The organism is uncultured Aquimarina sp. (assembly GCF_947500065.1).
GTDB lineage: Bacteria > Bacteroidota > Bacteroidia > Flavobacteriales > Flavobacteriaceae > Aquimarina.
Map to the genome: position 1 here is coordinate 242,445 of NZ_CANMQT010000003.1, position 19,964 is coordinate 262,408.

Sequence of the window (19,964 nt, forward strand, 5' to 3'; positions counted from 1 at the left end):
CCAGCGCTTCATCTCGCTAATAATATCGATGTGTTCACTGAACCTGCCTAAGTATTGAAGTGCTGAAGTGTTATCGAATGTATAGGAGGGAAGCATACTGTGTGTGGAATAGTTTAAAATTTATAAACCAAGTAAATCCATTTTTTCTTTTTCATAGCGACTATCTTCTGCTGGATAACGCAAAAGACTTTCATACTTACCAGAATCTTTTGCTTGTGCATAAATAAGGCTTTCACCAGCAAAGTTTGTTTTAGTTTTATAAAGAGGGTCTTCATAAGCTTCTGTTACAGAAATTATTTCCCAGCCTTTAGATTTAAACATTTCAATTAAGTCATCTATAAATAATGCTGCTGCTAAATTGTGGTGTAATAAAAGCGTATGCTTAATCGATCTTCCATTAAGTTCTAAAGACAATTTTTCATAGAATTGAGTACGTTCCCAAATATGATTTAAATAGAATTCTCTAAAATCACTTATATCAGCAAGTGGATTCTTCCTTAATCGTTTGACTAATCTGCTGTCAATATACCAATCTGATGCATCAATAGTTACAAAACCATTTCTATACTCTTGACTCTCTAAGAACTCACGAAACGCATCTACTTTTTTTTGAGTATTACCTTCTTTTAAATACGGAAACCTAAAAAACTTGACGTAATTAGAGTATTTGCTTATCATTTTGTCATTTTTAAGCAACTCATTTTTAAAGTCAGTAATCGTAATATTAGTATTATTAAAATTGGGATGTGTATAGGTATGATTTGCAATTTTATGACCATCATTATTCCAACTTTCTAGTAATTTTTTTCCTCTTGCACCAGGTTTACCATTTCCTGTCACAAAAAACATAGCTTCTATATTGGCATCTTTAAGTTTCTTTAAAAGCATTCCGTTCCATTCGTTAAAGGTGTAATTTGGTCTATTGCCTAAAGCGCCATCATCAAAAGTAAAACTTACCCTAGACTGGCTGAATGTTTGTACTGTAATCAATAAAGTAATTGCTATAATAAACTGTTTCATTTTTTATAATTTTAGTTGTTATAATCTATCGTATTGCTGTCCTTTTTTACCTTTATAACGTTTTTGATTCCATCTGTAAATAAAGGAAATATTTAACTGTGGTACTCTAACTTGTGAACTTGTTTCTTGGGTGAAATTATCGCCGCTGGTTCTAATATTCCACTCCCAACTATCAAAAACATCTTTATAATTGATACTCAATGAGGCATTATTATTAAATAAACTTTGGCTCATTCCAAAATCTAGTCGATATAATGCTTTTCGAGATAATTGACCTCTATTATTGGCACCTCTAAATCTGTTTTGGAATTGAAATTTAAACGAATTAGATACCTTAAAACTAAGATGAATCCTACCACCAAGAGCAAAACCATTTGCATCAAAACTTGTAGTTTCATAACTCCCTTTTTGATGGTAACCATTTAAAATGATTTCATTATAAATACTAAACCAGTTAATTGGTTTGTAAACAAAACCTAATTCGAGCCCGTATGATTTATCAGTACCAATGTTTACTATTCTTGTTACGAAGACTTCTTCGGTATTTCCGTTAATGGTAATATTTTCTTTTTGAATAAAATAATCCATCGCTTGATTAGTTCTTCGGAAGAATAGGGTTGGAACTAATGAGAATTTATTGCTAAACTTTGCCTCAAAAGCCAATTCTGTGAGAATAACGTATGATGGGTTCACCTCAGGATTACCTGCCAAAATGTTTCTAGCATCACTGAAAGAAGAAAACGGAACGATTGCATTTCGTCTTGGTCTTCTAATGCGTCGTGAAACTGAAAATCGGATAGTACTATTTTGATTAAACTCATAATTAAAAAAACTTGACGGAAAGACATCCGTATAATTTCGTGATATTTTTTCAGCATTAAAATTAGAATGAATATCGATACTTGTCGTTTCTGTTCTTAATCCAATTTGAAATTTGAATTTATCAATGCTTTTAGCATATTGTCCATATAACGCGGTCACATTTTCCCTATACTTGGTTTCATCTGTAAATTCAGGAATTATAGTAACTATATTGTTATCTAAACGCTCTACTGTATAGTTATTATCAATAGTGGTGAATCTACTCCTTCCTCCAAATTCTAATTGTGCTTTATTTTTAAGAATATGTACATAATCTAGGGCAACTGTAGAACGTTTATCATTAATGTTATTGTCTATTTTATCGTTAGCATTTATTGTTGATTGTGGAGAAGTAGTTACTTCCAGAATAGCAGAATTACCGTCTTCAATGGAAGATTGCGTGAGTGCACTCAGTTTTAGCTGAGTGCCGCTATCATTTAACTTTATTATGTATTCACTGGCAACGAGAAAGAAGTTATTTTTAAACTTTTCAGAATCTAAACGTTCAGAAGTAGCGGATAAATTAGCATTGTTATAGTCTTCATAAGCAATGCTCTTAAAGGTGTTTAAGTCAGCAAAACGATATGTAACATCTGTAGAAATAGAATGTTTCGAATTGAATTTATATTCGCCTCCAAGATTATTCACCGTATAAAATTGTTTCAGTATTTTTTCTGAAGCCTGAAAACTTTCTGAAGGGAAAGATTCAAAATTTTCAAGTGCTAAGGAACCTGTAGCTTTTGGTTCAGAATACCCCAAACCGGTATTAACATACCAAGAATAGTTTTCGTTTGCTTTGTTGATGTTTATATTAACTCCAGAATTTAAGCGTACACCCGTAAAAGATTCAAAGCTAGCACTCAATCTTTTTTTATTTCCTTTTTTTAAGACAATATTAATGATGCCTCCAGAACCTTCGGCACTATATTTTGAAGATGGATTTGTAATCACTTCAATCTTATCAATCGACGCAGCTGGAATAGTACGCAAGAGTGATGCTGTATCTGTCAAACCACTAATACGCCCATCAACTAAGATTGTAACGCTACCATTACCTCTAATATTTATTTTACCATCTACTTCAACTTGAACAGAAGGGACATTTTGCATTACATCAATAAGGCTTCCACCACTTACTGAAAGGTCTTTTGAAACGTTGTAAACTTTCTTGTCTAATTCAATTTTATAGTCGGAAGTATTAGATTTGACAACGACTTCATCTAGAGCAACATCAGTATTAATGATAATATCTCCAAGATTCTTTTTGTTTTTCGCACTCGTTAAATCTAGCAATGAAATTGTAGGAGGTAAGCGAACTATAGAGATTTCAAAATTATAGACCTGTTTAGGTACTTCTATTGAGAAATTACCATTTTCATTTGTCAAAGTTCCAAAGATAAGTTCAATGTTGTCTTTAACTTTAAAAATAACATTAGCATACAATACTGAACTTCCAGACGTATCTTTTATAGTTCCTGAAATGGTAATGTTTTGGCTAAATACATTGCAATAGAAGCAAATACAAGAGAGAAATAAAAGTAATGACTTCATAGTTGATTTAAGTAATTAATAGGATGTAGTTGTCCTATTCAGCTTGAAAAAGAGAATTAACTTTTGGTCAAAAGATAATATAGTATAGGGTGAACTATTTTTTAATAAAAGAAAGGCATTGTAATAGTTATTTTATAGCCTTAAGTATGGAGGTTACAACTTGCAGCTGTCCAATTTTACTAGTTAATAACTGTCTGTCTTTTCCATTCGTTAAATAACCAAGCTCAACTATGGCGATTGGATAGTTTACATTTTTAAGTAGATAATAATCCGCATTTTTTACTTCCACCTGGTGATCGTCAAAGCTATTAAAAAGGTTAAGAGCTAGTTCTTTAGATTTTTCTTTTTGGTTATTTTTGTCACTCACGAAAATTTCCATTCCATTTTTATTTTTGTTCTCATTTGAGTTCACGTGCAATGAAATAACAACATCTGGTTTCAATTTATTTATGTTTTCAATACGTTCATTTAAAGTGAGGAACTTGTCTGATTCCCTAGTCAAAATTATTTCAACATTTTCATTTTTGTTTAGCTCTTTGATTTTTGTAGCAATATGTAATGCAATTTCCTTCTCTTTTAATTGGTCTACGCATATACCGCTGTCATGCCCGCCGTGACTTACATCTATGACTATTATTTTATTGTCAATACTTGTAAAAGCAAGAGTGATTGTTACACATGCTAATCCGATAAATTTTGAAATCTTTTTCATTGTTTTCTCTATTAAGTTTATAATGATAACCAACTATTTTATAAGATGTAATGGATTTAGGTACTTCGGTTTCCGTTCAGGAAACTGTTCTTGGATATCTTTGAGGAATGGTTTTTCAACTTTCCAAGCATATTTTCTTCAGCTTTGTCAATTCATACATAGGGCAAATATATAATTAATTTTAAAAGTATTACTAAAAATATAGTTATATTACTATATTTATAGTAATATGTTTTTTTAGCTCGTAGAATTTTTGATCAATAACGAGCTATTATGATTGCTTTAGTGAACCAATTATAATAGCCAGGAGAATGATGTCACTGGATTATCGTAGTAAATCAGATAAAACAAAATGCTGTTAATTACCAAACCGCCAGCCCGCTCACAAAATCAAAAGTTCATTAGACCTTCTGGATGTTGACTTTGTTTTTTGGAACGGCCGAAAGCTGAAAGTCTAGTAGATCTTTAGAAGTAGGAGCGAGGAACTTTTATTTTTGAGTTTATAACTCTTAAATAACTTCACGATAAATATCAAAACAAATATTAAGATAGTAGCTTATATTTTTTATTTTTAGAGTTCATTTTTCAATGTCATCTAAGCTATGTTTCTAATCAAGAATTTATCAATTATAATTATTTTTTTATGCATTTGTACATCTTGTGTAAATAAGCATTATCAAATTGAGGACAAGAGTATTGTCATTGGTAATGCTGAGGAATTCAGGCTTAGGTTAACTCCTTATGGGCAAAAAATGATTCGTGTACAATATGCTTTGCCTAATGAAACTTTTTTCTCAGATGATCATTACGAAATGGTTGCGTCTCACGATTTTGATGGCACATTAAAAATCAATGAAACAAAGAATAATTATGAAGTTTCAATAACCGACAATCCATCGTTAAAAGTAATTGTAGATAAAGAAACTCTTAAACTTGATTATAAGTATTTTGATACATCAATATTAAAAGAAAAGCAGCGCTTTTCCCCAATTAACGATACCATAAATATATCATTTGTAAGTGATTCAACCGAGCACTTTACGGGGCTTGGTCATAGCTATTATGGTAGATCAAAAAGCCTTGATCTTAAAGGCGAATTGCATAAAAGAAATTACGGAAATCATGACTATGAGCAAGCACCTTTAATAGTTCCTTTTTATATGTCTAGCAAGGGGTATGGTGTGTTTCTGAATAGTACTTTTGAGAACTATTTCAACTTTGGAAAAGATGAAACATATGAATTTGGTATTAATACATCAGGTTTTAAAGGTCAAATGGATTACTTCTTTATTCTTGGCCCAACTATAAAAGAAGTATTACAAGAGTATGTATCATTAACTGGAAAACCAAGATTGCCACAAAAATCTATATTCGGGCTTCAACTTTCTGATAAAGGTCATGACCATAATTCTGACACACCATCTGATGAAAAATGGTGGAGAAATAAGATTGAAACCCATAAAAGTGCAGGTTTTCCATTAGATCATGTAGTTAATGATAATAGATGGCGAGCTGGAGGAGGCAAAAGATGTGAGTCTTATATAGAATGGGATAAGAGCAGATATCCAGATCCTGCAAACTATCAAAAATGGTTAAAGGAAAACGGTTTAACTCTGACTGTTGATTTTAACAGGTGTATTGGACAATTTAGTGAAGGCTGGAAACCAGAATTTAATATTCCAGTGACAGATTCCATCAATTTTAAAGAAAGTGCGCCAGATTTAACGAATCCAGAATTTAGAACTTGGTTTTGGGATGTTTTTTATAAAAAGACACTAGATCCAGCATTAGATTTTCCCGGAGATGGTCTTTGGATAGATGAATTTGATGAAATGGGAAATGCACCTAAAAATATGGTACTGGCTAATGGTAAAAGTTCTGCTGAAATGCGAAACTATTGGTTTTTCTTAATAGCCAAAGCCTTGGTGGAAGACGGTTGGGACAAACAAATAGGAGAAGAGAAACGACCTTATGTTTGGGTAAGAGGAATGACGGCAGGCGCACAGCGTTATGCCACACTTTGGAGCGGAGATATAAAGCCTAATCACCAAGATATGAAATTACAAATTCGGGGTATGCAGTTAGCAGGCTTATCTGGTTTTCCGTTTTGGGGTCACGATGCGGGTGGTTTTTACGATTGGGATAAAAACGTTGGTCCAGACGAGCAGCTATATCAGCAATGGTCTATGGCTATGGGTGTTTTTTCGCCTATTTGGAAACCTCATGGTATGGGAGCATCTAGATGGCCGTTAGATAGATCTAAAGCATCACAAGAGGTTGCAAAAAAATATAGTGATTTAAGATATTCACTTATGCCATATACGTATTCAAATGCTTATTTGGCTCACGACACAGGAGTTCCTCTTGTTAGAGCGATGGTTTTAGATTATGGTGATAACGAAAACGCTTGGCATTACGATCTACAGTATTTATGGGGAGAACATATGCTTATTGCGCCTAATACATCAACAGAGAATCTAGTTAAGATATGGTTACCAAAAGGAGGTTGGTATAACTTTTGGAATGACACCTATTATTCTAACGAAGAGAAACTATCTTATAAGATTGAGAATGACGAATATCCTATTTTTGTTAAAGCAGGCGCTATTATTCCAATGACACGAGCTGCTGAGAATATGTCTAAGATAATCAATGACGAACTTATTATAAATATTTATACAGGAGCAGATGGAACGTTTACACTGTATGAAGATGATGGTAAAAGTGAAAAATACCGAACTAAAAAAGAACTGCGCCAGACCGTTTTTACCTATATTAATACAACTAAAAAAGTAATTATAGAAAAATCAGAAGGGAGTTTCGATGGCGCAAATTTATCTAGAACATACACGATTGTAATTCATGGTTTAGATAGTGAAATGAATGTAAAAGTTAATGGAAACTTATCTAACAACACTGTTTTTGATACAGAGAAAAGACTATTATCTTTAAATTTAGATGTGTTTTCCATGACTGATAAACTAATAATTGAATTGTATTAGCCTTCTGTTTTAGTGTTTTCAAAATTAATTGTACCAATAATTTAGTTTTATAAAGCAATAGAGTGTTTGGTAGCGAATAACGTTACCCTTGGATGTGATGCTTCAGAGCTTGTGTTATATACTAAAGCGATTTTCATATAAATTACATATTTAATTAACTGTATACTTCTTTGTTATAAGTTTTATTGAAGGCTATTTAAGTACACTGTTTTTTTTCCTAGACTTTTATCAAAAGTTGATAATAACTTTAGCGTATCAAGAAAAGAAGATAATCATCAGCAATTACATTTACATTTTTCACTTCCTATTTTATATAGAACTCAAAACTAGGGGTTTTTACTTATTTTTTAACAAATGAGTTCTTATTAAATTTAAATATTGTAATCGTCATTTTCTTACCCTGTTTTATTAACTGATTTAAATTATAGATGCATAACCGATTTAAGTATGTGTTTATATTAACTATAAGTAATGAATTTTAACAAATAGAAAATGGGAGACAAAACTTATTCAATTTTTGGCGCAGGAGCAGCCGGCTTATATACAGCATGGAGATTACTTCAAGGAAAACCAGCAAATGCAAAAGACAAATCGAAAATTTTAGAAAAAGGAGACACACTAGAATTATACGATTGGGGTAAATATCAATTTTCAGAAGAAGAAAAAGGAACCCGAGAAGCAGGTGCCAGAGTTTGTACTTGGCATTATAAAGACGATCCTGACGCTTCTTATTTAGAATTAGGTGGCATGCGCTATTCTGCTTGGGATTACAAAAAAACAAAAAACAACCCAAACCCTAATGACGGTAACAACCCCGGACATCGATTAGTAACCAAAACCATTAGTGAAATTGGTCTGGAAAAATATTCTGTACCTTTTAATGAAGCAAGTGATCCGCTTTTATCATTAAGAGCAAAAAGCACATATACATCAGAAATTGATGCTAAAAATCCTGCTCCATATAATGTAAATAATTATGGTGCAGATTCAGGACCAGACGATGGTTTTACTAAAATCGAAAGTGTGGGAATTAACGTTTCTGAGGATGCATTACCACCTACAAGAAATGAATGGTGCAAATTTTATGAAGAGGGAAAAATAACAAAAGATTTAGGAGATGAATCTATCTTTAAAAAAGGACAAAAATTAAAAGATATTGGGTATTGGAATTTAGCCTATGATGTTTTAGGGCAAGAAGGTTTTAGTTATTTAGCAGACGGTAATGGGTATTCTTCAAATGTAGTAAATAGTAACTCTGCACAATCTTTTGAAGTTAATAACGAATTTACACCGGGAACGCTTTACAAAACATTAACCATTGGCTATTCAGGTATTTTTGCTACACTTTTTCAAGAAATTGTAAAACTTGCAGAAGAGAAAGGCATCTGTTTTGAGTACCATCCAAATACAAGACTGCGCTCTATTTTAGAAAATAAAAATGTAATTCATTATACAACAGCGAGTAGAAAAGAACCTTCTAAAGAATTAGATTCAAAAACTTGTGATGCAGCATTTTTGGCGATGGGAAGATATGCTATTGATTTAGTAGCCCAAGCTACACGTTACATGAATAAAAAACGAGGCGATTTTGACGTCCTAAATGAAGATAAGGTGCAGTTGTATTTAGAATCCGTTTTAATGCAGCCTTCGTATAAAATCGGGATGTTCTTTGACACTCCCTGGTGGAGAGACGATATTGCTTCACCTCCAAAATATCCAGCAAAATTAAATAGTTATTTTTTAACTCAAGTAGGTATTAAAGCGCTTAAGAAAGATAAATTTCCTACCAAATACATAAAAGCAATAGAAAAAGCAGCGTCTGAAGCGGCAAAGGCAAAGCAAAAGGCAGAGCAACAAAATAAAGCTTACGATAATTCAGTAACGTCACTTATAGATGTAACCTATACGACAGAAGTTGATTTTTTAAACGCGGCAGAAACTATTGTAGAAGCAAATTTTAGTTATAAAGAAAAAGAACAAATTACTAACACAGCGCATTTAGATACTATTGGGCCAAGTGCTACAGATATGCCCATTAGACAAGTGGTTTACTTTGGAGACAATGCACGTAACAAAAAGGGTGAAAAAATCTATGGAATTTTAGCGAGTTATGACGATATACAATACACAACTTTCTGGAAAGCTTTAGAAATAGGACCAAATAGAGAACGTAAAATAGCTGAATCTCAAGATACGCAACCATTAGAAGGGCCACGTAAAGCTCCTGCAATCATGGTAAAAATGTTACGTAAACAATTGGCAAGCTTGCATTTTGGTTCTCAAGCAAGTTATACAGCGGTTCCGGAACCTTTAGAAACTAAATATATGGATTGGTCCTTACCGCCATTTAAGGCGGGATATCATGCCTATTATTCTCATTATAATATTGGAGATGTACAGCAAAAAATACGTAAGCCATCATCATTAGTAAAAGGTAAAGACAGTAATCTTTTTATTGTTGGATCAACATACTCTAACGATCAGGCTTGGGTAGAAGGTGCTTTTTGTACGGCAGAATCCGTTTTAAACGATTTCTTCAATATAGAAAAACTAATAGACGATTCAGCCTATCCATTTATTTGTCCAGAGTAAACATAATATCAGAAAAGTATTAATCTTATAAAGTAAATTATTATGAAAAAACCACAACAATCTTCGGTAAGACCATACAAAGAATGGGAGGAAGGACTACCCAAAGGGAAGAACAATGGGACACAGTTTGGCATTTTGTCAAAACTTAATGGTAATTGGGTGAATTGGAAAGGTGGCCCAACAGGATTACATACGACTCCTATGCCATCACCCGGTTCATCATCAGAGACCATTTTTGGAGTGTTCCACTTCAAATCTCAGGAGTACCGAGAACAACTCAAATTTACACAAGTAAATGCACCTGTCCGCAACCGTGCAGGGTCTAACGAACAATTTAACGGAGCTGTTAAGTATGAAACTGCCATTATAGATAACAATAACGATCTTCAGCACTTTGAGGACGGAATGTACCTATGGCTGGGAGATCACCAGATGCCTTGGAGTGAAAAGAGTCCGTATCAAAACCCAACTACAATGTTCAAGCATACAGCGGATGCTGAATCAGTGAAAACAGATGGTGCTGAACCTGTATTTGGACCAGGAGAATTGGGGCCTCAATTTGTGCCTCCATATCAAATTTCTCGTTCTGGTGTGATTCCTCATGGTACGACCATCCACTTAACAGGTAATATAACGGAGTCCGGAGAAGGAAAGGCTCCTCATATTGCTGACCTCTGGGAACAACAATATTTGTCTGTATCGCCAAGTATGGGGATCAATCCTGAGAAGGATCTGATTCCAGGATCTCTTGAGAAGCCTAAATGGACAGAACTCCCTCGTGAAGAACAAAACCCTGATGGAGGCATAGGTAACAGCGGTGTAAACAGTGGACGTGCTTACTTCGAAAAGATTTTTAACTACGACCAGTTCGGTGCGAAGTTCCCATACACAGTACAGCCCAATCTGAAGTTGAGCGATGCCAACGAAGGACTAGAGTTTAAAAAGTACGATATGATCGAGCTGGACTCGTTTCACAACACAGGTGTTCAAGGTGCCACTATAAACAATGTGATGATTGAGCGCTACTGCAGAGTTGCCCGAATGCGCTATCGCATGTGGATAGAAGAGGTGTATGATGAGGAATTTGGAGGAGTGATCGAACAACTACAGTACGAGCAAATTGTAGACTTTGAGTTCCAGTTTGGATCAAATGGAGGTACAACATTATGGCCTCATATCCAAGTGAATACACTACGCCGTGAGAAGGATGTTCCTGCGGATAGACGCTTACCATCTATCAAACTACCAACAGAAGTTCATGATGAGGAAGTACTCAAAATGTCTAATGCTAGCAGCATTTGTCCAGTGATGCGACACACTCGTGACTAAGCAAACTTAGCAAGAGGCACTCAATAGTATAATTTTGCCACAGACAACTGGCTCAATAACACCATATTTAGGTGTTATTGAGCCTATAAAAAATCTACTTATCAAAAAATGAATCTTAGATTCACGAACACCTCTAGAAGAATAGAAACCTTGTGAGCTAAATATTTCTTTAAAATAGGTGGTGATACACTTATTATGCGAGCCAACCATTGTTCAGCGTAGTCGAAGTATCAGAAGGATAGTGTTATGTGTAATTATCTATTTAGTTAATTTATTTAATAAACTGTATTCTGATATTGCTATATTTATGATTCATAAAATTCACTGTTTACTGTTTTTAATCGTATGAAAAATATAGATGAAAAAAGGGAATTTCTTCTTAACTATTATCAAAAGTATAAAGCCTTTAGTCTAAAGGAAATAGATGAAATTATAGAACATTATGAATATTTTGAAGTTGAAAAGAATGAACACTTACAAGAAAATGGCGAGTTTTCGAAATACACCTATCTTGTTATTAAAGGCATGCTTATAAATTACACTTATGACTATAATGGTAATAAAGTTGTACTTAATTTTATTCCTGAAAAATATTGGGCAGGTGGCGGAGAACATTATAACCTTAAAGATGTCAATATTCAGGCAGTCGAACTAACACAATTATTCAAAATTAAATCTACAACTTTAGAAACACTTTATGAGAATAATGATAAGTACGCGTTTACTGAAGTTAGGCTCATTAGAAACGCCTTCAAATCTTTAAAACTACGAATGTTCAATAATGTATCAAAACCTACAATCTATAACTACGAACAGTTATTAAAAAAGTTTCCTAATATAGAACAACGCGTTCCTCAAAAATATATAGCTTCCTATTTAGGTGTTACACCACAGTTTTTTAGTAAAATGAAAAATGACTTTATAAAGAATAATCAGTAAGAATTCTTTTTATTATAAAGATTTTATTTCCATCAGTCGAAGTTAATGTACATTAACTTTTAGCGTTCTATTGCATCATAAATTTGTACTTATAAAACAATAAGTATCATTTAGTGATGAAAAAACTCTTCTTCATTTTTAATTTCTTTTTGCCTTCTGAATGCCTTCGGACAGCAAAATTATTTTTTAAAAAACTATAAGTATGGAAGCAATAAAAAGTTTAGAAAACTTAATAACTAGGGTAGGTCAAAGACCTAAAACGGGACCACAAATTCCACATCTTCAGCATACAGATAATTCTAGTGTCGAACTATTTGAGGAATTAGCAAATTGGCTTTTTTCATTAGAATATATAGAAGAACGTGAAACAGTAATATCAGTTAGAGGAGCACGAGCAGCTTGGATTAAAGATGATTATCCTAATACCAATTTCGATGTATTAAAGACGGGTAGGGAGTTTACGCATATTCACCCTTTAGATATTTATGGTGGAGGAAGTCAGCATTTATCACTTAAAAGAGAAGATTGCGAAACAGTCATTAAAAAGGGTTGGGGAGAATATCATCCTTTAGACCCAAGGATTTATCCAAATAAAGACTATGGACATATTATGATCTATGCACCAAGAAACAAAGAAGAATTAGAAACAATTAAAATAATTACAACTGTTTCCTACGAGTTAGTAACTAATCAAAATTAAAACATTATGAAACATTATATAACTACTATTATAATAGTTCTTGTAGTAAGTACAACAATGTATTCACAAGATGCAAAAACGTATGCAGAAGTAGAAACAAAATCTTTAGATGAACTTTATGCAGATGCAATAAAAGAAGGTGGCGATTTGGTTCTAAGAGCAGGTGGAGATAAAGAGGATCAAGCCGATTACTATTTAGATATGTTCAAAAAACGTTTTCCAAAAATTAAACTCACGCATAGTGTTGATCTGAGTTTTTATCATGCTTCACGCTTCGACAATGCAAGAAAAGAAGACAACAAAGTCAATGTCCCAGACGTAATACAGTTACAAACATTGCACGATTTTGATTATTATGCCGAACACGGATTGTTGGAATCGTATAAGCCAAAGAATTGGGAAAAAATTTACCCAGATTATAAAGACCCACACGGGAATTGGGTTGGTTTGTTTGGTGTAGCCTTCACCAATGTTTTCAATAAGACAATAATCGATCAAGATAAAGCACCACGAGATGCGATGGATTATCTCGACCCAGCGCTGAAGGGGAAGATTATCTTGACTTATCCGCATACTGATGATGCTGTCTTATATCAATTCTGGAATTTAAAACAAAAGTATGGTTGGGAGTATTTAGAAAAATTGGTTGCGACTGAACCAACCTGGGTACGAGGTACATCAATGCCTTATGTGGCTATTAACAATGGTTGGTATGGCGCGAGCTTTACAACGTCTTGGGCATTCGTGCCATGGGAAGGAAGTGATACACGCCTTATCTTGCCAAAAGAAGACTATTTTCTAACGTGGTTCCAAGTTGCTGCTATTCCTGCTGATGCAAAACACAAGGCTGCAGCCAAGCTTTATCTAAACTGGATGCTCTCTGAAGAATTTCAGGGTAAGTGGCTACAGTTTCCTGTAAGGATGGATGTGGAATCACCTAGTGGTTACAAGTCTGTACAGCACTACAACACATCTCCTGCGGATTTCCATCGCTTCATGTTGAAGCGTGACTTGGTTGAACGTTTTCGACTACAGATAGAGCAGTTAGTCGGCCCAGCTCAGGGGCCCGCACCGCTCGAAATGGATTATAACACAAAACCTGAAAGAAAGAACTAGTAGTTATCAACTTCATCTGAAAAAAAATGAAAACAATACATAAGGTAGTAAGCAAAACAACTTTAAAAATCAGATGAAACAAACTTGGTGCTTATAATATGTTTTTTAGGTATATCTGCTTTGCTTCCTACTCATGCAAAGCAGGATAGTTTTAATACAACATCAATTAGTTTATTTAGAGCAGAAGACAATTATGGGTATTTGAAGTATCAAAACTCAGATTCAGTTTATGTAGAAATGGAGGAACATTTTCATATGTAACTATAAATAAATCATATAAGATATAATGAATAAAAAAAGCATAGTATCAGTTGTTGTCTTTAATAAGATAAAACGAACATAATAATTTTAGAAGTAAAGTAATACATCGCTTCTCTAGAATCGCGTATTTAAAAATTTGTAGCTACAGTAATTCTTATTTTGCAATAGGTGCTTCCATGCAATGTTCGGGTATTCCAAATCCATCGATTAAAGCCCCTATATGTGGTCGTAATTCTGTAGACAGTCGTTCTACACGTTGACGTAGTGCTTTAGACTTCGTTCCACTAATATAGCCTTGTTCTAAATACCAAGAAGCGTCTTTCCGCAATTCGTGTAATGCATACAAAACACCTATTTTGCGAAATAACAATCTATTTTTTTCATCTTCAATGGTGTCTGTAAAGTCTACAAAAGTAGTATATGCCAATTCCACACTATATGCTTTCCCTAAAGCCAGTAAATGCGTTTGTACCTTTAAAAAAGCTTGATACGAGGGAATTCCTTTTTTTACATAATCTCGAATACGCATAGCAATTGTATACGTCAACCTTCTGGTACGATAATCAAAAGCGTGTTTATGAAACTTTGAACTATATAAATGATCTTTGTCTGTATTATTAGTGTATGCAGGGTTAATCGTACTTAATGTATCTCCAATTCTAGCACCTAATAATTTAAGTACGGCCGTAAAACCTGCACTATTAAATTCGGATTTAAAATCCGATAAGACACCTTTGGCAGCTAATTGCAGTAGTACATGGTTATCACCTTCAAAGGTTGTAAATATATCAACATCACCTTTTAGATCAGCGATTTGATTTTCCATCAAATATCCCTTTCCGCCACAGGCTTCTCTACACTCTTGTATGGTGTCATTTGCAAACCATGTAATGATCGATTTAAGTCCGGCTGCTTGTGTTTCTATCTTTCTTTTGTCCAGCACTGATGTATCACTATACGCTTTCATCATATGCGTGAGTGTAATATCGTATACATAACAGCTGGCAATTGATGGAGTTAAACGTAATTGGTGGCTTGGATAATCCATTAATAAATCTTCCTGCACCTTTATACTGTCATTAAATTGTCTTCTTTTTAGCGCATGTTTTACAGCAATGGCTAAGGCTTTTTTGGCGCCACCAAGTCCGGCACGAGCAACACAAATTCTACCTCCAACCAAGGTGCCTAACATAGTAAAAAAACGTTTACTTGGGTTTTCTATATCAGAATGGTAGGTTCCATCGGGTTTAATATCACCATATTTATTTAACAAATTCTCCCTTGGAACCCGTACTTGATGAAACCAAATTTTACCATTATCTACGCCATTGAGACCTAGTTTGTATCCATTATCTTCTATCGTAACACCAGGCATCAGTTTGTGTTCTGCATCACGAATAGGAACTAAAATAGCGTGAACACCATGGTTTTTCCCTTCTACAATCAATTGGGCAAAAACAGAAGCCATTGATGAATGTAAGGCATTCCCTATATATTCTTTGTTATCATTTTTCCCAGGTGTGTGAATAATAATACTATCCGTTTCCTTGTCGTACGTTGCTGTAGTTTTAACCCCTCTCACATTAGATCCATGCCCCGTTTCAGTCATAGCAAAACAACCTAAAAGATTGGCTTTTCCAGTTTCAGATAAGTAGGCATCATGATGTTTTTTGGTTCCTAATTTTTGAATACTTCCTCCAAAAAGTCCAAATTGAACCCCAAATTTCACAGCCATACTGCCATCTACATACATCATGTTTTCAAAAATAGCTGCATATCCAGGCATATTCTCAGTTCCTCCATAAGGTTTAGGGTACGCCATGGCGCCATATCCTTCTTTAGCCAAAAATTTTACTTGTTTCAATACATGTGCCCTAAACGTTTCCTTATCTCTTTTTACATCCCATTTAAAAATAGGAGCTGTTAATAGATTTCTAAAGGAATCAACAACAGCAACATGATCTCCTTTTAGTATGTTATCTATTGCAATAGGATTGTAATAATTAGAAGTAATTTCTTTTACGATCTCTATTTCAAATAAGTGATTATAATGGTTTGGTTGAATACCGAGATTAATTTCAATATCTTTTAAATGCGAATTAAAAGGACATTCGGCAAAATGATGACATATCATTTTTTGACTAAACGTAGAAAGCGGATACGTGTCACTTTCTACTAACTTTATTTTTGAATTAGAAATTACTTTTTTCCAATTCTTAAGTTCCTGATAGGGAGGTGGAGTTTTTTTATCTAACCATTTTATGAGGTAATCATAGTCTTCTTTTTTAAGTGTATCATCTTGTTCTATTGCTTTTTTTACGACAGAAATTTCAGAATATGACAATAAATCATCAGACCAAATCACATAAAAAAAAGGTATGTATTGTAAAATACCAGGAGAATAAATTTTTGCTACCATATTATAAATTTACGACAAATAGCATACATATAGAATAGAAAAAAGAATAGAATAAAGGATAGAAAAGAGGTCACTCCAATCACGGATAGTTACAATCGAGAGTGTAAACTAAAATTTGAAACTCCTAAAAACCTTTTTTATAAATTAATGGCCAAATATTGCACATGTAACTTGAACCTAAATAGTTACTAATACTTCATTGTCTTTGTGAGTTCTCAACCTTTCTGATATATTCTGTAGGAGTAAAACTTGTTATTTCTTTGAATGCCTTATAAAAAGTAGATTTAGAATTAAACCCAACATCAAACGCTATAGAAATTAGTGTAAATTCCTTATGGTCATTTTCTTTGATTCTTTTTGAAAAATCCTCAACTCGATATTCGTTAACCAGTTCGTAAAAAGTTTTTTTATAGATGTTGTTTAGAACCCAAGACAATTTATTGGTTGTAGTATTAATTTCATTAGCCAAAATAGACAAACTTAATTCTGGTCTGCGGTATCCTTTTTCTTCCTCGAAGTAGGCTTTAACCAAGTTTTGAATCTTTTGTATTTCTTTTTCATCAAGTATATTCTTTCTTTTTGCTATATTTTTCTTAATAGAGGGAAAACGAATTTTGAATATTTCTGGATGTTTTAAATTATAAAAACCTACTATATAAATCTGTATACCAAAGATTAAACATGATATATCCCAAATCATTCTAATATCAATTGGTAATTTAACAACAAAGCGTTCAACAATGCCTAACAACCAAAAAATCATATAAATTAACAAGCCAATCAGCATGATCTTTATATACTTTACAATAGTTTGATTAAAGGATAGTTCTTGTCCTTCATTCTTCTTATAGTAATTTAGTAGTCTATTAGATTTGAATAAATAAGCCGAGATGAAAACGAAAAATATGACGTCGTTACAAAACAATAAAGTGTTAAAATAACTGCTTAAATCCTTTATTGAATCATAAATATAAATATGAAAAAAACAGTATATTAAATACAATAGTGCTGGCAAATAGTGATAGTATGCTAACTGATAGTTTCCATTTTTATAAAAAAGTAACCGCCTAATATATGTATACACTAAAGGTCCAATAAAAAGATAAAAAGTATTAATGATATTACCATATAGCCTCAAAAAATCTCTTTCAAATTGATGGCCCATAGCTCTTTCGAATAAAAAAAGACTATAGATAGCTAGTAAGTACTGTATAGCCCTATTTGCTCCCGTATGTTTTTTAGGGACATACTGAATAGCAAAAATCAAAAAAATACACTGGCCAATAATTAATACCAGAAAAAGCTCATATAGAGATATACGCATCCACTCAAAATTTTAATATTTCAGATAGTCAGGATTTAATTTTTATGTATGTACTGACTAAAAAAAAAGTCTGACACTATAGTTTAGGACATCTAATAACGACAATCGTTACATCTGATGACAAAAAAAAGTTTTCTTTACAAAGAATTAATGTGAAAAACTACTGCATTAATTTAATACAGTTTTTAAGAATATTCTTGTATGAATTTTGAACTCAATGAAAAACCCAATACCTAACAATAAATAAAATTAATTTATAGTCATGAAATCGAAGTATCTTTTAGTCCTTATTGTATGCCTATTAATATCATGCAAGAATAATAGTCAATCAAAATCAAGCAATTCATTATCAAACGAAATAGAGAATTTATATTTTTCAACAGTAGATTTCACAAAAATTAAAGGTAAAATAGAGAATTATTCAAAAAGCTTCGACTTACATAACGATTCTTTCCTGAGTATTATTTTCACCTTAGATAAACCATTGATAGAGAATCTTCATGAATTAGCACCAAGTCTATCTGAAGAAGAATTGTTAAGCAAAGGAAATTTTCAATTTTCATATTTGGTAGATGGGAAAATAATTTATGTAGAGAACTTAAACACCGGAGCGGGGCCAAAAACCAGAAAAACTGAGAAACTTAGACAAGTAATACCATTAGTAGCGCCAGAACAAATAAATTTTTGGGGCTGGTATATGTGGCAAAGGTTTATGAAATTTAATGGAGGGCAAGATGCATTTACAGAAGGAAACCATATGTTGAGTATCGAAGTAAGACCCTATTTAAAAGGAGATGTATTAAAAGTTGGTCCTCTTTTAGCAAAAGGAGCTATTGCTGTAGAAGTTCCTGAAATAGTTATAGATGAAAGTTTAGTTCCTGTTCAGAAAATACAACCTAATAGTGGTTGGAAAATTTCTAAAGATAATTTTGATAGTTCTAAAATTGAATCACTTAATAGAAAAATAGCAGAAGGTAGGTTTGAAGATATTAATGGAATTGTTGTAATAAAAAAAGGCAAACTCTTAATAGAAGAATATTTTAACGATGCAACAAGAGATAATTTACACAATACTAGGTCGGTAGGGAAATCATTTGCTTCTACAATACTAGGGATTGCTATTAAAGATAAATTCATAAAAGATGAAAATACTTTGCTAAAAGATTTTTACGATTTAAAATCTTATAAAAATTATAGCACAAAAAAAGATTCTGTAACTCTAAAATCACTTTTAACCATGAGTTCTGGATTTCTAGGTGATGATTGGGATGATGAAAGTCCAGGTACTGAAGATAAGATGCAATCTACCGATAACTGGGTGAAGTTTGCTTTAGATTTACCCATGCATAAAGACAAGATTATAGGCAAAGACTATAATTACTTTACTGCTGGTGTTGGTTTGTTAGGGGATATCATTCATAGATCAGTTCCTGATGGACTCGTTTCCTATGCCGACAAAAAATTATTTACGCCATTAGATATTACCAATTATAAGTGGTTTTATACCCCGCAGAATGTTGCATATACAGGTGGTGGTATAGAATTACGTGCTGTGGATTTTGCTAAATATGGGCAATTATATAAAAACAAAGGGCTTTGGAATGGTAAACAAATCTTACCTGAAGAATGGGTAGAAAAAAGTTTAACCAAACAAGTATCACAATCTTATGCTGGTATTGAAAATGGCTATTATGGTTACCTTTTTTGGAATAATATATATAAAGTAAATGGTAAAAATTATGAAGTTTCTTTTTGCGCTGGTAACGGAGGTAATAAGATTCTTGTTTTTAAAGACATTCCTTTTGTTGTTGTTATCACTACCTCGGCATATGGTAAACCAGGTGCTCGCATCGATGTTGATAAAATGATGACTGATTATATATTACCTGCAATAATAGAGAAACAATAAAACCGGTTGATACGTTGCCTGAATTTTGCCTTGAAACATTAAAAAAGATTAATTGAAGTTCTACATATAACAAGTGTATAAGTCGACATGTTCACTGAAATGTCACACTGAACTTGTCGAAATGTTGTCGAATCGACAGGAGGGAAGCGTAAAGAGTGTGAAACCGAAAATTGAGGTTCATGAACTCAACTAAAAAACAATAGGAAAGGTGTGAATAAATGGGAATCAC

12 protein-coding genes are annotated in these 19,964 nt (G+C 33.1%); 7 read left to right on the forward strand and 5 right to left on the reverse strand.

What is annotated here, in order from left to right; all coding sequences use genetic code 11:
- Positions 1-120 precede the first annotated feature (120 nt).
- The 3 genes from Q0975_RS11180 to Q0975_RS11190 all read right to left on the reverse strand — a co-directional run bounded on the left by Q0975_RS11180 (position 121) and on the right by Q0975_RS11190 (position 4,144).
- A complete protein-coding gene (locus Q0975_RS11180) occupies positions 121-1,020 on the reverse strand; it encodes a polysaccharide deacetylase family protein (RefSeq protein WP_299436574.1) in 900 nt (299 codons plus the stop codon).
- Positions 1,021-1,038: 18 nt separating this feature from the next.
- Positions 1,039-3,432, reverse strand: coding sequence for an outer membrane beta-barrel protein (locus Q0975_RS11185; protein ID WP_299436577.1), 2,394 nt, complete (start codon positions 3,430-3,432; stop codon positions 1,039-1,041).
- 127 nt (positions 3,433-3,559) lie between these two features.
- Positions 3,560-4,144, reverse strand: coding sequence for an N-acetylmuramoyl-L-alanine amidase (locus Q0975_RS11190; RefSeq protein ID WP_299436580.1), 585 nt, complete (start codon positions 4,142-4,144; stop codon positions 3,560-3,562).
- 602 nt (positions 4,145-4,746) lie between these two features.
- On the opposite strand from Q0975_RS11190, the gene Q0975_RS11195 reads away from it, so the two are divergent.
- The 6 genes from Q0975_RS11195 (at position 4,747) to Q0975_RS11220 (ending at position 13,822) form a co-directional block, all read left to right on the forward strand.
- Complete coding sequence (locus tag Q0975_RS11195) at positions 4,747-7,146, forward strand: TIM-barrel domain-containing protein (RefSeq protein ID WP_366888612.1); 2,400 nt, start codon at positions 4,747-4,749, stop codon at positions 7,144-7,146.
- 492 nt (positions 7,147-7,638) lie between these two features.
- The gene (locus Q0975_RS11200; protein ID WP_299436586.1) at positions 7,639-9,738 is read left to right on the forward strand and encodes a hypothetical protein; all 2,100 of its coding nucleotides are present in this window, start codon (positions 7,639-7,641) and stop codon (positions 9,736-9,738) included.
- 42 nt (positions 9,739-9,780) lie between these two features.
- Entirely contained in the window at positions 9,781-11,067 is a 1,287-nt protein-coding gene (locus Q0975_RS11205; RefSeq protein ID WP_299436589.1) for a peroxidase, FMP-type, read from the forward strand.
- 345 nt (positions 11,068-11,412) lie between these two features.
- Positions 11,413-12,006, forward strand: coding sequence for a Crp/Fnr family transcriptional regulator (locus Q0975_RS11210; RefSeq protein ID WP_299436592.1), 594 nt, complete (start codon positions 11,413-11,415; stop codon positions 12,004-12,006).
- Positions 12,007-12,208: 202 nt separating this feature from the next.
- A complete protein-coding gene (locus Q0975_RS11215; protein WP_299436595.1) occupies positions 12,209-12,706 on the forward strand; it encodes a hypothetical protein in 498 nt (165 codons plus the stop codon).
- A 6-nt stretch (positions 12,707-12,712) separates the two neighbouring features.
- Positions 12,713-13,822, forward strand: a complete 1,110-nt coding sequence (locus tag Q0975_RS11220; RefSeq protein WP_299436598.1) for an ABC transporter substrate-binding protein — start codon at positions 12,713-12,715, stop codon at positions 13,820-13,822.
- 415 nt (positions 13,823-14,237) lie between these two features.
- On the opposite strand, the gene Q0975_RS11225 is transcribed toward Q0975_RS11220, so the two are convergent.
- Together Q0975_RS11225 and Q0975_RS11230 are read right to left on the reverse strand one after the other, a co-directional pair.
- Positions 14,238-16,502 carry an acyl-CoA dehydrogenase gene (locus tag Q0975_RS11225; RefSeq protein ID WP_299436601.1) on the reverse strand — a complete coding sequence of 755 codons (2,265 nt, stop codon included), beginning with the start codon at positions 16,500-16,502 and terminating at the stop codon, positions 14,238-14,240.
- Between the two features lie 196 nt (positions 16,503-16,698).
- On the reverse strand, positions 16,699-17,826 hold the full coding sequence (locus Q0975_RS11230; RefSeq protein WP_299436604.1) for an AraC family transcriptional regulator: 1,128 nt from the start codon (positions 17,824-17,826) through the stop codon (positions 16,699-16,701).
- A 262-nt stretch (positions 17,827-18,088) separates the two neighbouring features.
- On the opposite strand from Q0975_RS11230, the gene Q0975_RS11235 reads away from it, so the two are divergent.
- The gene (locus tag Q0975_RS11235) at positions 18,089-19,735 is read left to right on the forward strand and encodes a serine hydrolase (protein WP_299436607.1); all 1,647 of its coding nucleotides are present in this window, start codon (positions 18,089-18,091) and stop codon (positions 19,733-19,735) included.
- Positions 19,736-19,964 lie beyond the last annotated feature (229 nt).